Genomic DNA, 15932 nt, shown 5'->3' on the forward strand with positions numbered 1-15932 from the left:
AAAATCTATTTTCTTAATATTATGACAATTATACCTTAAACATTTCTGAAAAATGAGTCGAAATTTGAAAAAGAATAAATTTTATTTGATTGTGGGAAATTTTATATAACAATCATAAGGGGATGACATAATGGATGAGCTAAAAAAGACCTACTATATAGACGTAGGGAATGGACAAATATCTCAAAGTTCAACAGCTTCAACTTGGAGTTTTAAAATACAAGCAAACGATGAGGAAATTACCCAGTTACGTGAGCTATTTGACCAAAATTATTCAACAGAATGGAAAAACTTCTTTAGAGCCCATGTTCCATATGTACAATATCATTATGATCGTGAAAACGATGACTATGACAATACTACCCAGCAGGTATATGGAATGATCTACAAACTTGGTGATGATGAAGCAAAAAGTCATATTGAATCAATGGATATTTTACCTGAACAAAGTTGATTTAAAAGGAAAATCCTATTTAATGGGGATTTTCCTTTTTTTCGATTATAATTAATGAAACAATTGTTAGCAAGGGGAAAGCAAAGATGAAAGAGTTTTTAGATGAATTTGGGAATAAAGTGCAGATATCGCTTTCGGTCAACGCTTTCCAACAAAGGGCACAACATGTGCTTGTCATTTGTCAACATAAGGATGCATGGGTTTTAACCAATCATAAAGTTAGAGGACTAGAGTTTCCAGGGGGAAAGGTGGAAGCAGGTGAATCCCTTATTGATGCTGCTCGCCGTGAGGTCTATGAGGAAACAGGTGCAATGATCGACGAACTGTTACAGATAGGGGAGTATAGAGTAACGGAAGAAAAAACTTCATTTGTAAAGGCGGTTTTTTGGGGCAAAATAAAGTCCATCAATAAAACAAATACCTATTACGAAACAAATGGACCTGTTGCTGTAAAAGGCGATATTTTACGGCTACGATTTGGTCAAGAGTATAGTTTTATTATGAAGGACGAAGTGATGAATGAGTGTATTAAATATATTTCTAAGCTCCAATCAAAGAATAGCGACACATCTATATAAGCCGCTATTCTTTGATAAGTTTTTTCTCCAATAAATCTACAAGCTGATACATAATCGTTGCGACAACTGCAATCACCATCAATGATAAAAAGACTAAGGTAAAATTAAAAACTTGGAAACCGTAAATGATAAAGTATCCTAACCCCTTAGAGGAGACTAAAAATTCACCTACAATGACACCGACCCATGATAATCCAACATTTACCTTCAAAGTGGAAATAATGGTTGGAAAACTGGCAGGTAAAATTGCTTCTCTAAAGCATTGAAAGCGGGTTGCGCCAAATGTTTGCAGTACTTTTAAATAGTTAGGGTCCACTTCTTTAAATGAGGTATAAACGACAATGGTGGTAATAATGACTGAGATAATCGCACCCATTGCAATAATAGATGGATATCCAGGCCCAAGTGCAACGATTAAGATAGGTCCCAGCGCCACCTTCGGCATGGCATTTAAGATGACAAGGTAGGGGTCAATAATTTTTGAAAACATCGGTGACCACCACAATAATGCTGCTAATATCGTTCCAAGCAGCGTACCGAGGATGAATCCAAATATTGTTTCTGTCAATGTCACGCTGAGGTTGGCTAATAGACTGCCGTCTTGGATTTTTTCGAGAAATAAATTCCAAATTTTAAAGGGGGAACTGAAGAGAAGCGGATCTATCCACCGTTGTTGACTTGAAAGTTCCCAGCCTGAAAAAAACAGTAAAAATATTAGCAATTGATAGAAACGGACCCATCTTTTTTCAATTGATAGTGAATGTAAATAATTTTTATGGAGAAGGTTCACGTTATTTTTTTCTTGGTTCAAGTGATTCCAACTCCTTCCATATTGTTTGAAAGATACTAGAGAACGCCTCATGATTTCTAACATTAAAAGGCGACAATTGTTTTAGTTCTGCCGGCATTTCAAATACCTTATGCACTCTGCCTGGACTAGGTGAAAAGAGCACAACCCGATCGCTCATGGCAATGGCTTCGCCTATATCATGTGTGACTAGGATCGCTGTTTTTCCGAATGTATCCAGTGTATTAGATACTAAATCTTCTAACTTTAACTTGGTTTGATAGTCTAGGGCAGAAAAGGGTTCATCAAGCATAAGTAGCTTAGGTTCAGTGGCTAGTGTTCTAACCAGTGCAGCACGCTGTCTCATCCCGCCTGAGAGCTGTTTAGGCAGCTGCTTCTCAATACCGCTTAAACCCATTTGCCTTAATAGGTCTAATGCTGCTAATTTGGTCTTATCATTCAATTGGTTTGATAATTTTAAACCAATGAGTATATTTTCTTCGATCGTTTTCCAAGGGAACAAATAATCCTGCTGAAGCACGTAGCCGATTTGATTTTTTACTCCCGATATGGGTTTGTTCTCAAGTAAAATCGTTCCTTGGGTTGGCTTAATAAGACCAGCAATGATGGAAAGTAATGTTGTTTTGCCACAGCCGCTAGGGCCGAGGAAGGAGACAAACTCTCCCTCCTCAACTTGGATAGAAATTTCGGAGAGAGCCGTGGTGGCGGAGGTTTTGGTGAAATAAGTGTGATGAACATCCTTTACCCTTAAGAAACTCATTTAGACGGCCTCCCAATTCATTTATTCGGCTTTTACTTTATCTGCAATTTTTGTATTAACAAGGGTCTTATGATCGACCTGCTGTGGAAGTTCTCCTGCTTCATCCATGATATCCTGGAGATTGTTCCATTCCTCTTTATCGAGGATAGGGTCAGTTGCAAAGGAGCCTTGCTCTTTGTAGCGGTCAACGACGGTACTAATTAAATCCAGGTCTGTATCAGGGAAATAGGATTTAATCGCTTCAGCTGTTTCGTCAGAACTATGCGAATCGACCCATTGCTGCGCTTTATAAATAGCTCTGGTGAATTTTTCAACAATTTCTTTGTTTTCTTCCATGTAACTATCCTTTGCCATAAAGGTTGTATATGGAACATGCCCTGATTCTGTTCCGAAGGAGGCTACAATATGCCCTTTTCCTTCTTTTTCAAAAATACTGGCTTGAGGTTCAAACAATTGAACGAAATCTCCCGTTCCTGAAGCAAAAGCACTAGGAATATTCGCAAAGTCAATATTCTGAATCAGAGTTAAATCCTGATGGGGGTCAATTCCATGTTTTTTAAGCACGAATTCCCCAACCATTTGCGGCATACCGCCCGTGCGCTGGCCTAAAAATGTAGAACCTTTTAAAAGATCCCATGAAAAATGATCAATTTTTTCTCTTGAAACAAGGAAGGTACCATCTGTTTGTGTTAGCTGAGCAAAGTTAATAACGGGATCATTGGATCCTTGGGCATAAACATAAATAGATGTCTCAGAGCCAACCAAAGCAACGTCGGCACCACCAGAAAGCAGAGCTGTCATGGTTTTGTCGCCGCCAAAGGCAGTAGACAATTCAATATCTAAGCCTTCTTCTTTGAAAAATCCTTTGGCAATGGCTACATATTCAGGTGCATAGAAGATAGAACGGGTAACCTCTACTAAGCGAACCTTTTCTAGTTTCCCGGTCTTGTTCGTATTCGTACAAGCCGCTATTGAAAACATAAGAATCACAATAAGAAACGAGGAAAAACTAAATTTTAACCACTTTTTCACAGCAAATCCTCCTTTAAATACGTAAAAAATCTGGGCTGTTGGCTTAACATATCGTATGAACGAGAAATAAATGTGTGAATGCCTACTTACATAATTTTAAAAAATCGGAAGGTGAATAAAAGGTGAACAAACAAAATGGAAAAATGATTGAGGTTCATCGTTTTCCTTCACCCAATCCCAATGTGGAATTAAAAGAGATTACCTATCTTTCTAATGGGTTAAAAGTAAAGGGAATGCTTGCGGAGCCAAAAATTAAAGGAAACTATGATGGTTTTTTATATTTGCGTGGTGGAATTAAGAATGTTGGAATGGTGCGGCCAGCAAGAATTGCTCAGTTTGCTTCAGAGGGATTTATCGTTTTTGCTCCCTTCTATCGGGGGAATCGAGGTGGGGAGGGGAATGAGGATTTTGCTGGAGATGACAGGGAGGACGCCTTTAGTGCCTATCTGCTTCTAAAATCCTTCCCAGGGGTTGCTAATGTCCACGTATTTGGTTTTTCTCGTGGAGGAGTAATGGCCCTAATGACAGGACTTAAATTTCCTGAGGTAACCTCCATTGTTACATGGGGTGGAGTCTCGGACATGACTTTAACATATGAAGAAAGAAAAGACTTGAGGAAGATGCTGAAAAGGGTGATTGGTGGTACACCTGGAAAATATCCAGAAAGATATGAAGCTCGCACCCCTCTGTATGAACTTGAAAAGCTTAAAGCACCTGTTCTAATCATTCATGGGGTTAATGACCACAATGTATCGGTTGAGCATGCTTATAGACTTGAAAGAAGACTTAAGTCTTTGAAAAAGCCTGTGGAGTCCTGGTATTTTAATGATTTTACTCATTACTTTCCTCCTGTGGTAAACAGAAAAATTGTCAAGGATTTATCTAAATGGATGAAATTTCAAATCAAAAGATGATAAGATATTAGTAAGTCTTTATTAATTTTTTACCTAAAAGAAACAAAGTTTAAGAAAAGAGCCTTACTAAAGGAGCGGATAGAAATGGGAATGCCCTTTGAGTTAAACACGATGATTGTAACTAAAGGCCGGGAAAAAAGAGTAGAAGAAAATGTTTTTTTATTAGAAAAAGAAGGCTATCGACTTTATCCAATTGATATCCCCATTGATGTAAGAAAAACAATTGAAAGTGATACAACTGGTACAGGAGTTATAAAAAAAGTTGAATGGCAAAATAACAGTACTTGGATAACCTATCAATTAATTTCATTAAATTCAACGAACTAAATGTAAAAGCCCTTATCACGTTTGATAAGGGCTTTCCTTTTGAGGGTGCCTTTCTTAAAAGACATACCGGAATGACAGTCGTATTGGCACCGTTATTGGTTTATAAAAAAGTAAAACTCAGGGCTCTTAATCAAGTAACCAGCAAAAGTAAATAAGCGGAGATTTCCGGTTAAATGCAGAATAGAGCTCAGTTCAGTGGAAATAAGCGGAGATTTCCGCTTATGCAAAGCAAAATCTCCCATTTTGGCATTTTTCGAGGCAATAGGCGGAATCTCTCCGTCTATTTAGGCCTTTTTTGATAATAATTACGAATTAAGCGGAATTCTCCGGCTATTAGCTCGGGTGCTTAACCTGCCCCCCAATCCAATATCAAAATCCTTAACTCAGTCTAACATTTAACTAACCGGTCCGCCTTTTTCCTCAATTTCTGAGGAGACGGTGGTGAATTTCTTGAAGTTCTCACGGAATTTGTGGGCTAATTCTTTTGCTTTCTTTTCATATGCTTCTGGGTCTGCCCATGTTTTTCTAGGCTGAAGAACCTCATCAGGAACACCAGGAATGTGAAGCGGGATGTTTAGACCGAAAATTTCATCCTTAACTGTTTCTACATGGTTTAATTCGCCTTCTAGGGCAGCCTGCACCATGGCTCTTGTATAGGAAAGCTTCATTCTGCTGCCAACTCCATATTCCCCGCCAGTCCAGCCGGTATTAACGAGATAGACATTTGCACCGTGTTCTAGGATTTTCTCACCAAGCATTTCCGCATAACGTGTTGCTGGTAATGGGAGGAAAGGTGCACCAAAGCAAGTCGAGAACGTAGCCTCAGGCGATGTTACCCCGCGTTCTGTTCCAGCTAGCTTAGATGTATATCCGCTCAAGAAATGATACATCGCCTGCTCTTTTGTTAATTTTGAAATGGGAGGCAGGACCCCAAAAGCATCAGCGGTTAAAAAGACGATCGTATTCGGATGGCCTGCTATACTTGGCTGAACGATATTGTCAATTGCCTGAATGTGATAGGCTGCTCGTGTGTTTTCAGTTAGAGACGAATCATCATAATCGGGTATTCTTGTTTCCGGATTTAGCGTAACATTTTCAAGAACAGAACCAAAACGGATTGCATCGAAAATTTGTGGTTCTTTTTCACGGGTTAAATTGATGGTTTTCGCATAGCAGCCACCTTCAATATTAAAAACTCCATTTGATGACCAACCGTGTTCATCATCACCTATTAACCGACGGTTGGGATCGGCAGATAAAGTGGTTTTCCCTGTACCGGAAAGACCAAAGAAAAGTGCAACATCACCTTCCACACCAACATTTGCAGAACAATGCATAGAGAAAATATTATTTTCTGGTAATAAGTAATTCATGATTGAAAAGATAGACTTTTTCATTTCACCAGCATATTCTGTCCCGCCAATCAAAATGGTCCGATGATCAAATGAAATGATTATAAAAGTTTCGGACTTTGTTCCGTCAACAGCAGGATTTGCTTTGAAATTTGGAGCAGAAATAACCGTGAAACCTGGTGAGTGTGTCAACAGTTCTTCTTCACTAGGGAGAATAAACAATTGATGAGCAAATAAATTATGCCATGCGTATTCATTTATAATTTGAATCGGCAATTGTGTCTTTTTATCTGCCCCAGCAAATCCTTTAAAGACAAAAATTTCATTCTTTTGTTTTAAGTAAGCGACAACTTTATTGTAGAGGTTTTTAAAAATATCCTCAGAAATTGGCTGATTTAAAGAACCCCAATCAATTTTATTCTTAATGGATTCTTCCATGACGATAAATTTATCTTGGGGAGAGCGACCAGTATATTTACCTGTTGTAACACTTATAGCACCAGTTGAGGTTAATTTACCTTCATTTCTTGATAAGATTTTTTCAACTAATTGTGGTACTGACAATTGAATGTGGACATTACTTTGTTCTAACAAATCACATAAATCATTTTGAATATGAACTGTATTCATCAAAGGGACCCTTCCTTTTAAGTTTTTTAATATTCAATTATTTGTAAAGAGTATAACACATTTAACTAATTAGTCTATACTATTTAAAAAATTTAGGTTGTATTATTCTTTACTATATTTTAAATATGGAAAAATTTCATATGTTTAACCTAATATTGCTAGAAATTTCATTGACAATGTTCGACATGTTCAAGTAAGATGTTAATTTGAACGGATACTCTCTTATCCTGAGCTGGTGGAGGGACAGGCCCTATGAAACCCAGCAACCTGCTTCATGAGAAATAATCGTTAATCGGTTGTATTCTCAAGTGCAAAGGTGCTAATCTGACGCAAGGCTTTGCCCTTGAACGATAAGAGTGAAAGGTCCGGAACTCACCTTTCCTCATGTGGTTAGGTTTTTTGTTTTGTATAAGACCTTTTATAAAGAAGTTATTAATAAAAATCCTTTGTTTATTTAATACTAAGGGAATGAGTACCGTATCAATGTCAGTGGTTCAAGAAGTATTCCTGTCACCTTCAATTGAACCTTGATTTATCTCACTATAGAGGAGGAAATCAGATGTCAGCAAAACGTCGTTTGTTCACTTCTGAATCAGTAACCGAAGGTCATCCAGATAAAATATGTGATCAAATTTCTGATTCGATTTTAGATGCAATTTTAGCAAAGGATGCAAATGCTCGGGTTGCAGCTGAAACATCCGTTACCACAGGTTTAGTATTAGTTGCAGGTGAAATTACTACATCTACTTACGTTGATATTCCAAAAATCGTTCGTGAAACCATTAAGGGAATAGGCTACAATCGGGCAAAATATGGTTTTGATTCTGAGACTTGTGCTGTTTTAACCTCAATCGGTGAACAGAGTCCTGATATTGCCATGGGTGTTGATCAGGCCCTTGAAGCACGTGAAGGCCTAATGTCCGACGAGGAAATTGAAGCCATTGGAGCAGGAGATCAAGGTTTAATGTTTGGTTTTGCCTGTAATGAAACAAAGGAACTTATGCCGCTTCCGATTTCACTCGCACACAAGCTTGCTCGCAAATTAACAGAAGTACGTAAAGATAATGTTCTTGAATATCTTCGTCCAGATGGTAAAACGCAAGTAACGGTTGAGTATGATGAAAATGACAAGCCAGTTCGTATTGATACGATTGTCATTTCAACCCAACATAATCCCGAAGTAACATTAGAGCAAATCCAACGTAACTTGAAGGAATATGTCATCAATCCAGTGGTTCCTAAGGAATTAATTGATGAAAATACAAAGTATTTCATTAATCCCACTGGCCGTTTCGTTATTGGCGGGCCTCAAGGGGATGCTGGTTTAACAGGACGTAAAATTATTGTAGATACATATGGCGGTTATGCTCGTCATGGTGGAGGCGCATTCTCTGGTAAAGATCCCACAAAAGTTGACCGTTCTGCGGCCTATGCTGCACGCTATGTTGCAAAGAATATTGTAGCAGCAGGACTTGCAGACAAGGTTGAAGTTCAGCTTGCCTATGCTATCGGTGTTGCAAGACCAGTTTCAATTGCTATTGATACGTTTGGTACTGGTACAGTTAGTGAAGACGTGTTGGCTGATTTAGTAAGCACCAACTTTGATCTTCGTCCTGCTGGAATTATTAAAATGTTAAATTTACGTCGCCCCATTTATAAACAAACAGCTGCGTATGGTCATTTTGGTCGTACAGACGTTGACCTTCCATGGGAGCGCACAGATAAAGCTGATTCATTACGTGAACAAGCTAATAGTTAAAAAACGCGGGAGTTACATTTATATGTAACTCCTTTTGTATCTAAACGTCTAAGTTTAAGCCAAAGAAATGAAGGGAAAACTATCAAATATCGTAATTTTCCTGCCTTTCACACTGCCATTTTTTAAAAAATAGTGGTAGTATTAAAAAGTATGTTTTTTGATTATGGATACTTAGAAATGGAGTAGGTGAAGTACTTAATGTGTGGTTTTATTGGTTGTGTTCACGACAAAACACAAAGCTACAGCGATGAACAAATACTTAAATTTAAAAGCATGAACAATATAATTACCCATCGCGGTCCAGATGATGATGGTTTTTACTTTGATGACCATATTCAATTTGGTTTTCGCCGCTTAAGTATTATTGATATTGAAAGCGGACATCAGCCTTTAACGTATGAAAATGAGCGTTATTGGATTATTTTTAATGGTGAGGTTTATAATTACTTAGAACTTCGTGAGGAATTACTTGAAGCTGGTTTACAGTTTGCAACGAACTCTGATACTGAAGTCATTCTTGCTCTTTATAGTCATTTGAAAGAAAAGGCAGTAGAAAAACTCCGTGGGATGTTTGCCTTTACGATTTGGGATAAACAAGAACAAACACTTTTCGGTGCGAGAGATCCTTTTGGAATAAAACCTTACTTCTATTTTGAAGATGGTGAAAGAACATTTTTTGCTTCAGAAAAGAAGAGTATTCTCCTTGGACTAGAAAACGATGTTTTAGATTATGAGTCCCTGCAGCATTATTTTACCTATCAATTCGTTCCAGAGCCAAGCACTTTGTCTAAGGGAATTTATAAATTAGAGCCAGGGCATTATTATACAAAAAAGATTGGTTCTCCAATGGAAATAAAAAGGTATTGGAAGGCGCATTTTAATCCGATTAATAAATCGGAATCAGAATTTATTAAAGAAATACAAGATGTATTATATGATTCAGTTAAAATGCATATGCGCAGTGATGTACCGGTCGGTTCTTTCCTTTCCGGCGGTATTGACTCTTCCATAATTGCTTCTATTGCCAAAGAATTTCATCCAGCGATTAAAACATTCTCTGTTGGCTTTGAACAAAATGGATTCAGTGAAATTGATGTGGCAAAAGAAACAGCCGAAAAATTAGGCGTAGAGAATATCAGCTATGTGATTACACCACAGGAATATATGGATGAAATTCCTAAAATTATGTGGCATATGGATGATCCACTTGCAGACCCTGCGTGTGTTCCACTCTATTTTGTTGCACGTGAAGCAAGGAAGCATGTAACAGTCGTTCTTTCTGGTGAAGGAGCAGACGAATTATTTGGCGGCTATAATATTTATAGGGAACCTCAAGACTTAGAGGTATTTAATAAAATTCCAAGAGTTGGTAAGGTTTTGTTAAAAGGTATAGCGAGTATGATGCCAGCGGGTATGAAGGGGAAAAGCTTTATTGAACGTGGTATTACACCGATGGAAGAGCGTTATATTGGAAATGCCAAGATGTTTACGGAAGTAGAGAAACGAAATCTTCTTACCGTTTATCGTGAAGGTCTAAATTATACAGATATCACAAAATCGCTTTATGCGGAATCCAGAGGCTATGACCCCGTTGACCGTATGCAGTACGTTGATATTCACACGTGGATGCGCGGTGATATCCTGCTAAAGGCTGATAAAACAACGATGGCACATTCTTTAGAACTTCGTGTTCCGTTTTTGGATAAAAAGGTCTTTGAAACGGCATCCAAAATTCCAACAAGCTTAAAAACGGCTAATGGTACGACCAAATATATTTTGCGAAAAGCGGCGGAAGGAATCGTTCCAGATCATGTCCTAACCCGTAAGAAATTAGGATTCCCTGTACCAATTCGACATTGGCTAAAGAATGAAATGAATGAATGGGCGAAAAATATTATTCGTGAAACTCATTGTGATCATCTAATTAATAAGCCTTATGTTCTAAATCTACTTGAAGATCATTGTCAAGGTAAAGCTGATAACAGCCGGAAAATTTGGACCGTTCTCATGTTCATGGTTTGGCACCAGATTTATGTAGAGGGCAAATATTCCTTTTCAGGACAAAAAGAACTGCTGACGATGGAAAATTAAAAATCGAGCACCCATACCTTTATGGGTGCTTTCGTTATTTTTGTAATGACTTATAATATTGGGCTTTCTCTGCATATTCTGTATATATCCTATTCATTTCACTTTTATCATGTTCATTTAATTCTCTAATTACTTTTGCAGGTCTGCCAAATGCTAATGTATTAGGAGGGATTTTTTTTCCCTGTGGTACGAGACTACCTGCCCCGATAAAAGCGCCCTCCCCAATTTCGGCTTGATCTAGAATGATGGAGCCCATCCCGATTAGGGCTTTTTTACGAATAATACAGCTATGAAGAATTACTTGATGACCAATCGTTACATCATCCTCTAAAATCAATGGATTATTCGGGCTTTGATGCAGGACAGAGTTGTCCTGTATATTAACTTTTTTGCCGATAATGGTAGGTGCGACATCACCTCTAATGACAGAATTAAACCAAACGCTTGATTCTTCGCCAATTTCAACATCCCCTGAAATGGTGGTAAAATCTGCAATAAATACAGAATCGGCGATTTTTGGATACTTTCCTTTGTATGGATAAATCATTTTAAAGTCGCTCCTTTTTGACTGAAACTCATATTCATTCTAATATTATACTAAATAGAAAACTTTTCTAGGGGGAAAAATAATGTGGAAGTGGGAAGCAGAAGGGGAAGCGAAGGCTGTAATCGTGATGATCCATGGGGCAATGGAGCATCACCGGCGTTACGGCTGGCTCATTGAAATGTGGCGTAGTTCTGGATTTCATGTCATTATGAGTGATCTTCCTGGGCAAGGTATGACAACAAGATCCCGCCGAGGCCATATAGATTCCTTTGAAGAGTACTTACTTGAAGTGAAGGAATGGGTTAAAGCTGCATATCGATATGAACTGCCTGTTTTTTTGTTAGGGCATAGTATGGGAGGATTAATTGCGATACGTTTGCTGCAGGAAGAACAATTAGACTTGGCAGGAGTGATTTTATCCTCCCCATGTCTCGGCCTTATTCATACTCCACCCAAATTTTTAGATTTGCTATCACATGGGATTAATGCGATTTTTCCATCTTTACGAATGGATTCTGGTTTAACGGTTGCTATGGCGACTAGTAACCAGGACGTAATTGAGGCAGACGTAAATGACACTCTCTATATCACAAAGGTCTCGGTTAGATGGTACCGTGAATTAGTAGGAGCGATGAAAGAAGCATTTCTATCGATTGAGGGTACCAAAGATGTACCAATGCTGGTTATGCAAGCAGGGGATGATAAAATAGTAAATAAGGTACCTGTTAAAGATTGGTTTAACCATGCACCATTATCGGAAAAAAGATATAAGGAATGGCCAAAGCTCTATCATGAAATTTTTAATGAACGAGAGCGGGAAGATGTTTTTGAATACGCGAAGGATTTTGTCAACAGTCAATTAAAAGCAATAGGTTATATTGTTTAAGAGGGCTGTTTTCAAAGATGGTTGTTAAAATCTTAAAGCCGATTTTAACGTGGAAATAGTTATTCTGCGCTTTTAAATATAGTTTGCAGGATCTTTTCTAATCAGAAAAGATCCTCTAGAAAGGGATTTTCTCCATGATGCCAATTAAACTCATGTCGAAGGTATATCGTCACATTATTCCAGCTGTTCATCAAGAACTGGGCTATTGGCGGAACCGTGCAGAAAGTATCCCTAACGAGGAGCTTCGTACACAGGCACTAGCAAGTATTGAACACAAAACGTTTCATTGTGAAGGTGGGGCGATTTTAGGTCTATCCGCAAAGGATGATTACAAGCAGGCAGTAAAATTTATTGTTGCCTATCAAACCATTAGTGATTACTTAGATAATCTTTGTGACCGGAGCACATCACTTGATCCGATGGATTTTGCTGCTCTGCATGAATCGATGCATGACGCACTGTCCTTAGAATCTGAGCAGAAAAATTATTATCGCCTTCGAGTTGATCAAAATGATGGAGGCTACCTAAATGAGCTGGCTGAAACATGTAGAGATGTTTTGCGGGAACTAAAGCACTATCCTTTGATAAGAGATTATCTTTTGGAGCTTTGCGATTACTACAGTAGCTTGCAAATTCATAAGCATGTTATTCAGGAAGAACGGGTACCTCGGTTGGAAAAATGGTTTGAAGATCATCAAAACAACCTTCCTGAGATGGAATGGTATGAGTTTTCTGCCTGCTCTGGTTCAACATTAGGGATTTTCTGTCTCATTTCTTACGCGATGAGAGTTGATTTTCAAGCGAAGGATGCAGAAAATATCATGAAAGGATATTTTCCTTACATACAAGGGCTGCATATATTGTTAGATTATTTTATCGACCAGGAAGAAGATCTAGAAGGTGGAGACTTGAATTTCTGTTTTTATTATAAAAATCAAGAAACACTTTTAAAACGATTAAAGCACTTTATCCTGGAAGCCGACCGCCATACTGAGTTCCTGCCTCACAAGAAGTTTCACCAGCTTATTAACCGTGGATTGTTAGGGATATATTTATCTGATGGGAAGGTCCGTAAGCAGAAGAAAATCCGAAAGTTAGCAAAAGGTATGATTAAGACAGGTGGTATCACCAGTTATTTCTTTTATATGAATTGTATTGCTTATCGCTCGGTACAGAAATGGATCCCCTCACTTTTTGCTCGACCTATCACAAAATAAAACGGTCAGCCAGAAATAGTTTCTGGCTAACCGTTTTTTTAGTGGGTTATTCGTTGAAAATTATTTATCGTGCAGTTGGGAAGACCCGTCTTACTAATGTATTAAATTCATCAAAAAACCCGGCAACTGGATGACCGTTTCGAATATCATTTGCATATGAAGTCGTTCTGGTATAAAAGTCAGGATTTACTGATACATATACATTGTTAATACTTCGATCCGTTGACTTTACGACATCAGCTATTTTTCTCTCGACATCTCTTTCAAGCTGATTCCCTGTTTCATTTGCTAATCTGACCGCAACGTATGCATTATGATCTGTCACAAGGACATTTGCATGTTCCACTTCGCCCATAGATACAATTTTATCTGCAGCTTCATCCGCTACAGCAATCTGATTATTATTGTTATTAACATTGGTTACATTACGGTTTACGTTACGATTTGTATTGTTACCGTTGTAGTTGACATTACGATTATAGTTTTGATTTGTAGCGTTGTCATTGTAATTTACATTTTTATAGTTGTTATGATCCTTATTTCTCATTGCAGTATCGTTTGCGTTATTATTGGTAGTTCCGCATGCGGTGAGCAGCAATGATGAAAAGGCAGCAGAAACCACAAGAGTCTTCCATTTCATGATTTAACCTCCTAAAATTATCGTGCAATTTTAGTTTGTTAAATCGAAATCTTTTTTATGCTTGAAAATATATTCCAGATTATTAGTTGATTAAATTCATCGACAATAAATATTCAGGTTTATCTTTTTTCAATGGCAACAATGAAAGGGGGATTATTTTGTTGATTCATAAATCGGTACTGTAAGACATGCGCTTTTTTTTGATCAATTTCCTGACAATAACGTAATAACGCATCCCGCTCAATGGCACCCTCAGCATGTCCGTGGTAAATGACAAGGATGATGATACCTTCTGGCACCATGATTTCAAGCAATTGGTCGATTGCAGAAATAGTAGTCTCTGGTTTGGTAACAATTGATTTATCACTACCAGGTAAGTAACCTAAGTTAAAAATTGCTGCCTTTACCTTTCCATGATGATTTGCAGGTATTAGCCTGGCAAGTTGTTCGTGACCAGCATGAAAGACCGTTACACGGTTAGCTAGACCATGTTGGTTCAGCTTTTCTGTACTTGTACGAATGGCGTCCTCCTGTACATCAAATCCATACACTGTGCCATTCTCACCAACAAGGTTTGCGAGGAAGAGAGTATCATGACCATTCCCTACTGTAGCATCAACAGCTGCATCACCACTGGTAATTGCGTTTTCAAGTAATTTCTTTGCGAAGGGGAGTATTCGATCAAGCTTCATACCTAAGCCTCCACGGAGCTTTTTTGATAAAATTTACCTTGATAGCTGTCTCTTCTTTTTAACTCCGCATCTATCGCATTCAGTACTTCCCACTTATTTACACTCCACATCGGTCCCACCATTAAGTCAATCGGACCATCACCAGTTATGCGATGAACAATCATTTCCGGTGGTAAAATCTCTAATTGGTCACATACTAATTTTACATAGTCATCTTGAGATAGAAATTCAAGCATTCCTTTTTCATACTGTTTCACCATTGGTGTCCCTTTTAGCAGGTGAAGCAAATGAATTTTTATTCCTTGAACATCGAGTTTCGCCACTTCTCTAGCTGTTTCCATCATCATTTCATAGGATTCAAGTGGCAGTCCATTAATAATATGCGAACATATTCGAATTCCATGTTTTCTAAGTTTATTAACACCTTCGATATAACATTGAAAATCATGTGCACGATTGATTAATAAGGCAGTACGTTCATGGACCGTTTGCAAGCCAAGCTCAATCCATAGATACGTTCTCTTATTTAATTCGGCTAAATATTCAACGACATCGTCAGGTAGACAATCCGGACGAGTAGCAATCGATAATCCAACTACGCCCTCTTGCTTTAGAACCTTCTCGAATTTCTCACGTAGTACCTCAACAGGTGCATGAGTATTTGTATAGGCTTGAAAGTAGGCCATGTATTTGCCATCTTTCCATTTCGTATGCATCTTTTCCTTGATTTCAATGAATTGCGTTTCTAGGGTCTCTGTCCGGTCACCAGCAAAATCGCCAGAGCCAGCAGCGCTGCAAAAAGTACATCCTCCGTGTGCGACCGTGCCATCACGGTTTGGGCAGTCGAAACCACCATCTAAAGCAACTTTAAACACTTTATGGCCGAATTGATTGCGAAGATGATAATTCCAAGTATGGTAACGTTTATCGTCAGTAGCATATGGAAAAGGGTTGGTCTGAGTCATTTCAGAAACCTCCTTTATATTTTTAAACATAAAGTAAATTTTAACATGAAAATAAAGGCTTATCCAACTGTATTGTTTACCAGTAATTATCAAGGCTTCGATGTAATAGGAAAAAGGAGAGAGTACAAAATAAGACATGAAGCACTTTGCTTCAAGGAAAAGCGGAAGCGCCTTGCCCAGGGAAAAAAGAAGTTCATTTTTTCCTCGGGGCAACAGGCATAAGACGAGCCGGCGAGAAGGTTGCTTTTTAACCTTCTTGTCGGATTGGCTTATGACCCCG

Annotated in this window: 16 protein-coding genes and 1 riboswitch; of the genes, 8 read left to right on the forward strand and 8 right to left on the reverse strand. The window is 38.2% G+C overall.

Going from position 1 to position 15932, the window contains the following annotated elements:
* Positions 1–130: 130 nt before the first annotated feature.
* Complete coding sequence (locus V7124_RS23425) at positions 131–454, forward strand: hydrolase (protein ID WP_335493958.1); 324 nt, start codon at positions 131–133, stop codon at positions 452–454.
* Between the two features lie 86 nt (positions 455–540).
* Positions 541–1032 carry an RNA deprotection pyrophosphohydrolase gene (gene ytkD / locus V7124_RS23430; RefSeq protein WP_335493960.1) on the forward strand — a complete coding sequence of 164 codons (492 nt, stop codon included), beginning with the start codon at positions 541–543 and terminating at the stop codon, positions 1030–1032.
* A 4-nt stretch (positions 1033–1036) separates the two neighbouring features.
* Here the strand turns inward: ytkD and V7124_RS23435 are convergent, their stop codons facing one another.
* From V7124_RS23435 to V7124_RS23445, 3 genes are read right to left on the reverse strand one after another with little or no spacing between them, the layout of a single operon-like run.
* Entirely contained in the window at positions 1037–1843 is an 807-nt protein-coding gene (locus V7124_RS23435; protein ID WP_335416978.1) for an ABC transporter permease, read from the reverse strand.
* Positions 1824–2600 carry an ABC transporter ATP-binding protein gene (locus V7124_RS23440; RefSeq protein ID WP_335416980.1) on the reverse strand — a complete coding sequence of 259 codons (777 nt, stop codon included), beginning with the start codon at positions 2598–2600 and terminating at the stop codon, positions 1824–1826. The genes V7124_RS23435 and V7124_RS23440 overlap by 20 nt, the downstream gene beginning before the upstream one ends.
* A 21-nt stretch (positions 2601–2621) precedes the next feature.
* Positions 2622–3632, reverse strand: a complete 1011-nt coding sequence (locus tag V7124_RS23445) for an ABC transporter substrate-binding protein (RefSeq protein ID WP_335493964.1) — start codon at positions 3630–3632, stop codon at positions 2622–2624.
* Between the two features lie 122 nt (positions 3633–3754).
* Between V7124_RS23445 and V7124_RS23450 the strand changes: the two genes are divergently transcribed.
* Together V7124_RS23450 and V7124_RS23455 are read left to right on the forward strand one after the other, a co-directional pair.
* Positions 3755–4546, forward strand: a complete 792-nt coding sequence (locus V7124_RS23450) for an alpha/beta hydrolase family protein (protein WP_335493967.1) — start codon at positions 3755–3757, stop codon at positions 4544–4546.
* A gap of 84 nt (positions 4547–4630) precedes the next feature.
* Positions 4631–4873 carry a DUF2584 domain-containing protein gene (locus V7124_RS23455; protein WP_335417130.1) on the forward strand — a complete coding sequence of 81 codons (243 nt, stop codon included), beginning with the start codon at positions 4631–4633 and terminating at the stop codon, positions 4871–4873.
* 395 nt (positions 4874–5268) lie between these two features.
* On the opposite strand, the gene pckA is transcribed toward V7124_RS23455, so the two are convergent.
* Complete coding sequence (gene pckA / locus V7124_RS23460) at positions 5269–6855, reverse strand: phosphoenolpyruvate carboxykinase (ATP) (protein WP_335493969.1); 1587 nt, start codon at positions 6853–6855, stop codon at positions 5269–5271.
* A gap of 219 nt (positions 6856–7074) precedes the next feature.
* Positions 7075–7212, forward strand: a riboswitch (SAM riboswitch).
* A gap of 202 nt (positions 7213–7414) precedes the next feature.
* Here pckA and metK point away from each other — a divergent pair.
* Positions 7415–8614 carry a methionine adenosyltransferase gene (gene metK, locus V7124_RS23465; RefSeq protein ID WP_335419408.1) on the forward strand — a complete coding sequence of 400 codons (1200 nt, stop codon included), beginning with the start codon at positions 7415–7417 and terminating at the stop codon, positions 8612–8614.
* A 198-nt stretch (positions 8615–8812) separates the two neighbouring features.
* Positions 8813–10705: an asparagine synthase (glutamine-hydrolyzing) gene (asnB, locus tag V7124_RS23470; RefSeq protein WP_335419404.1), complete on the forward strand. Its 1893-nt coding sequence runs from the start codon at positions 8813–8815 to the stop codon at positions 10703–10705.
* A gap of 34 nt (positions 10706–10739) precedes the next feature.
* Here the strand turns inward: asnB and V7124_RS23475 are convergent, their stop codons facing one another.
* Positions 10740–11252 carry a gamma carbonic anhydrase gene (locus V7124_RS23475; RefSeq protein ID WP_335419402.1) on the reverse strand — a complete coding sequence of 171 codons (513 nt, stop codon included), beginning with the start codon at positions 11250–11252 and terminating at the stop codon, positions 10740–10742.
* An 82-nt stretch (positions 11253–11334) separates the two neighbouring features.
* On the opposite strand from V7124_RS23475, the gene V7124_RS23480 reads away from it, so the two are divergent.
* Both V7124_RS23480 and V7124_RS23485 read left to right on the forward strand, forming a co-directional pair.
* A complete protein-coding gene (locus V7124_RS23480) occupies positions 11335–12138 on the forward strand; it encodes an alpha/beta hydrolase (RefSeq protein WP_335419399.1) in 804 nt (267 codons plus the stop codon).
* Positions 12139–12272: 134 nt separating this feature from the next.
* Entirely contained in the window at positions 12273–13355 is a 1083-nt protein-coding gene (locus V7124_RS23485; RefSeq protein WP_335493971.1) for a tetraprenyl-beta-curcumene synthase family protein, read from the forward strand.
* 64 nt (positions 13356–13419) lie between these two features.
* On the opposite strand, the gene V7124_RS23490 is transcribed toward V7124_RS23485, so the two are convergent.
* The 3 genes from V7124_RS23490 to V7124_RS23500 form a co-directional block, all read right to left on the reverse strand.
* On the reverse strand, positions 13420–13995 hold the full coding sequence (locus V7124_RS23490) for a YhcN/YlaJ family sporulation lipoprotein (protein ID WP_335493974.1): 576 nt from the start codon (positions 13993–13995) through the stop codon (positions 13420–13422).
* A 119-nt stretch (positions 13996–14114) separates the two neighbouring features.
* Positions 14115–14687, reverse strand: a complete 573-nt coding sequence (locus tag V7124_RS23495) for a class I SAM-dependent methyltransferase (RefSeq protein WP_335493976.1) — start codon at positions 14685–14687, stop codon at positions 14115–14117.
* 2 nt (positions 14688–14689) lie between these two features.
* Complete coding sequence (locus V7124_RS23500; protein WP_335419390.1) at positions 14690–15652, reverse strand: TIGR01212 family radical SAM protein; 963 nt, start codon at positions 15650–15652, stop codon at positions 14690–14692.
* Between the last annotated feature and the right edge of the window lie 280 nt (positions 15653–15932).

Origin of the sequence: Neobacillus niacini (genome assembly GCF_036961885.1) — a bacterium.
Lineage (GTDB): Bacteria > Bacillota > Bacilli > Bacillales > Cytobacillaceae > Neobacillus > Neobacillus niacini_H.

Bases quoted from the DNA above. Each gene is read 5' to 3' on its own strand.
- V7124_RS23425 (WP_335493958.1), top strand. From the start codon at position 131: ATGGATGAGCTAAAAAAGACCTACTATATAGACGTAGGGAATGGACAA.
- ytkD (WP_335493960.1), top strand. From the start codon at position 541: ATGAAAGAGTTTTTAGATGAATTTGGGAATAAAGTGCAGATATCGCTT.
- V7124_RS23440 (WP_335416980.1), bottom strand. From the start codon at position 2,600: ATGAGTTTCTTAAGGGTAAAGGATGTTCATCACACTTATTTCACCAAA.
- V7124_RS23455 (WP_335417130.1), top strand. From the start codon at position 4,631: ATGGGAATGCCCTTTGAGTTAAACACGATGATTGTAACTAAAGGCCGG.
- pckA (WP_335493969.1), bottom strand. From the start codon at position 6,855: ATGAATACAGTTCATATTCAAAATGATTTATGTGATTTGTTAGAACAA.
- metK (WP_335419408.1), top strand. From the start codon at position 7,415: ATGTCAGCAAAACGTCGTTTGTTCACTTCTGAATCAGTAACCGAAGGT.
- asnB (WP_335419404.1), top strand. From the start codon at position 8,813: ATGTGTGGTTTTATTGGTTGTGTTCACGACAAAACACAAAGCTACAGC.
- V7124_RS23475 (WP_335419402.1), bottom strand. From the start codon at position 11,252: ATGATTTATCCATACAAAGGAAAGTATCCAAAAATCGCCGATTCTGTA.
- V7124_RS23480 (WP_335419399.1), top strand. From the start codon at position 11,335: ATGTGGAAGTGGGAAGCAGAAGGGGAAGCGAAGGCTGTAATCGTGATG.
- V7124_RS23485 (WP_335493971.1), top strand. From the start codon at position 12,273: ATGATGCCAATTAAACTCATGTCGAAGGTATATCGTCACATTATTCCA.
- V7124_RS23490 (WP_335493974.1), bottom strand. From the start codon at position 13,995: ATGAAATGGAAGACTCTTGTGGTTTCTGCTGCCTTTTCATCATTGCTG.
- V7124_RS23495 (WP_335493976.1), bottom strand. From the start codon at position 14,687: ATGAAGCTTGATCGAATACTCCCCTTCGCAAAGAAATTACTTGAAAAC.
- V7124_RS23500 (WP_335419390.1), bottom strand. From the start codon at position 15,652: ATGACTCAGACCAACCCTTTTCCATATGCTACTGACGATAAACGTTAC.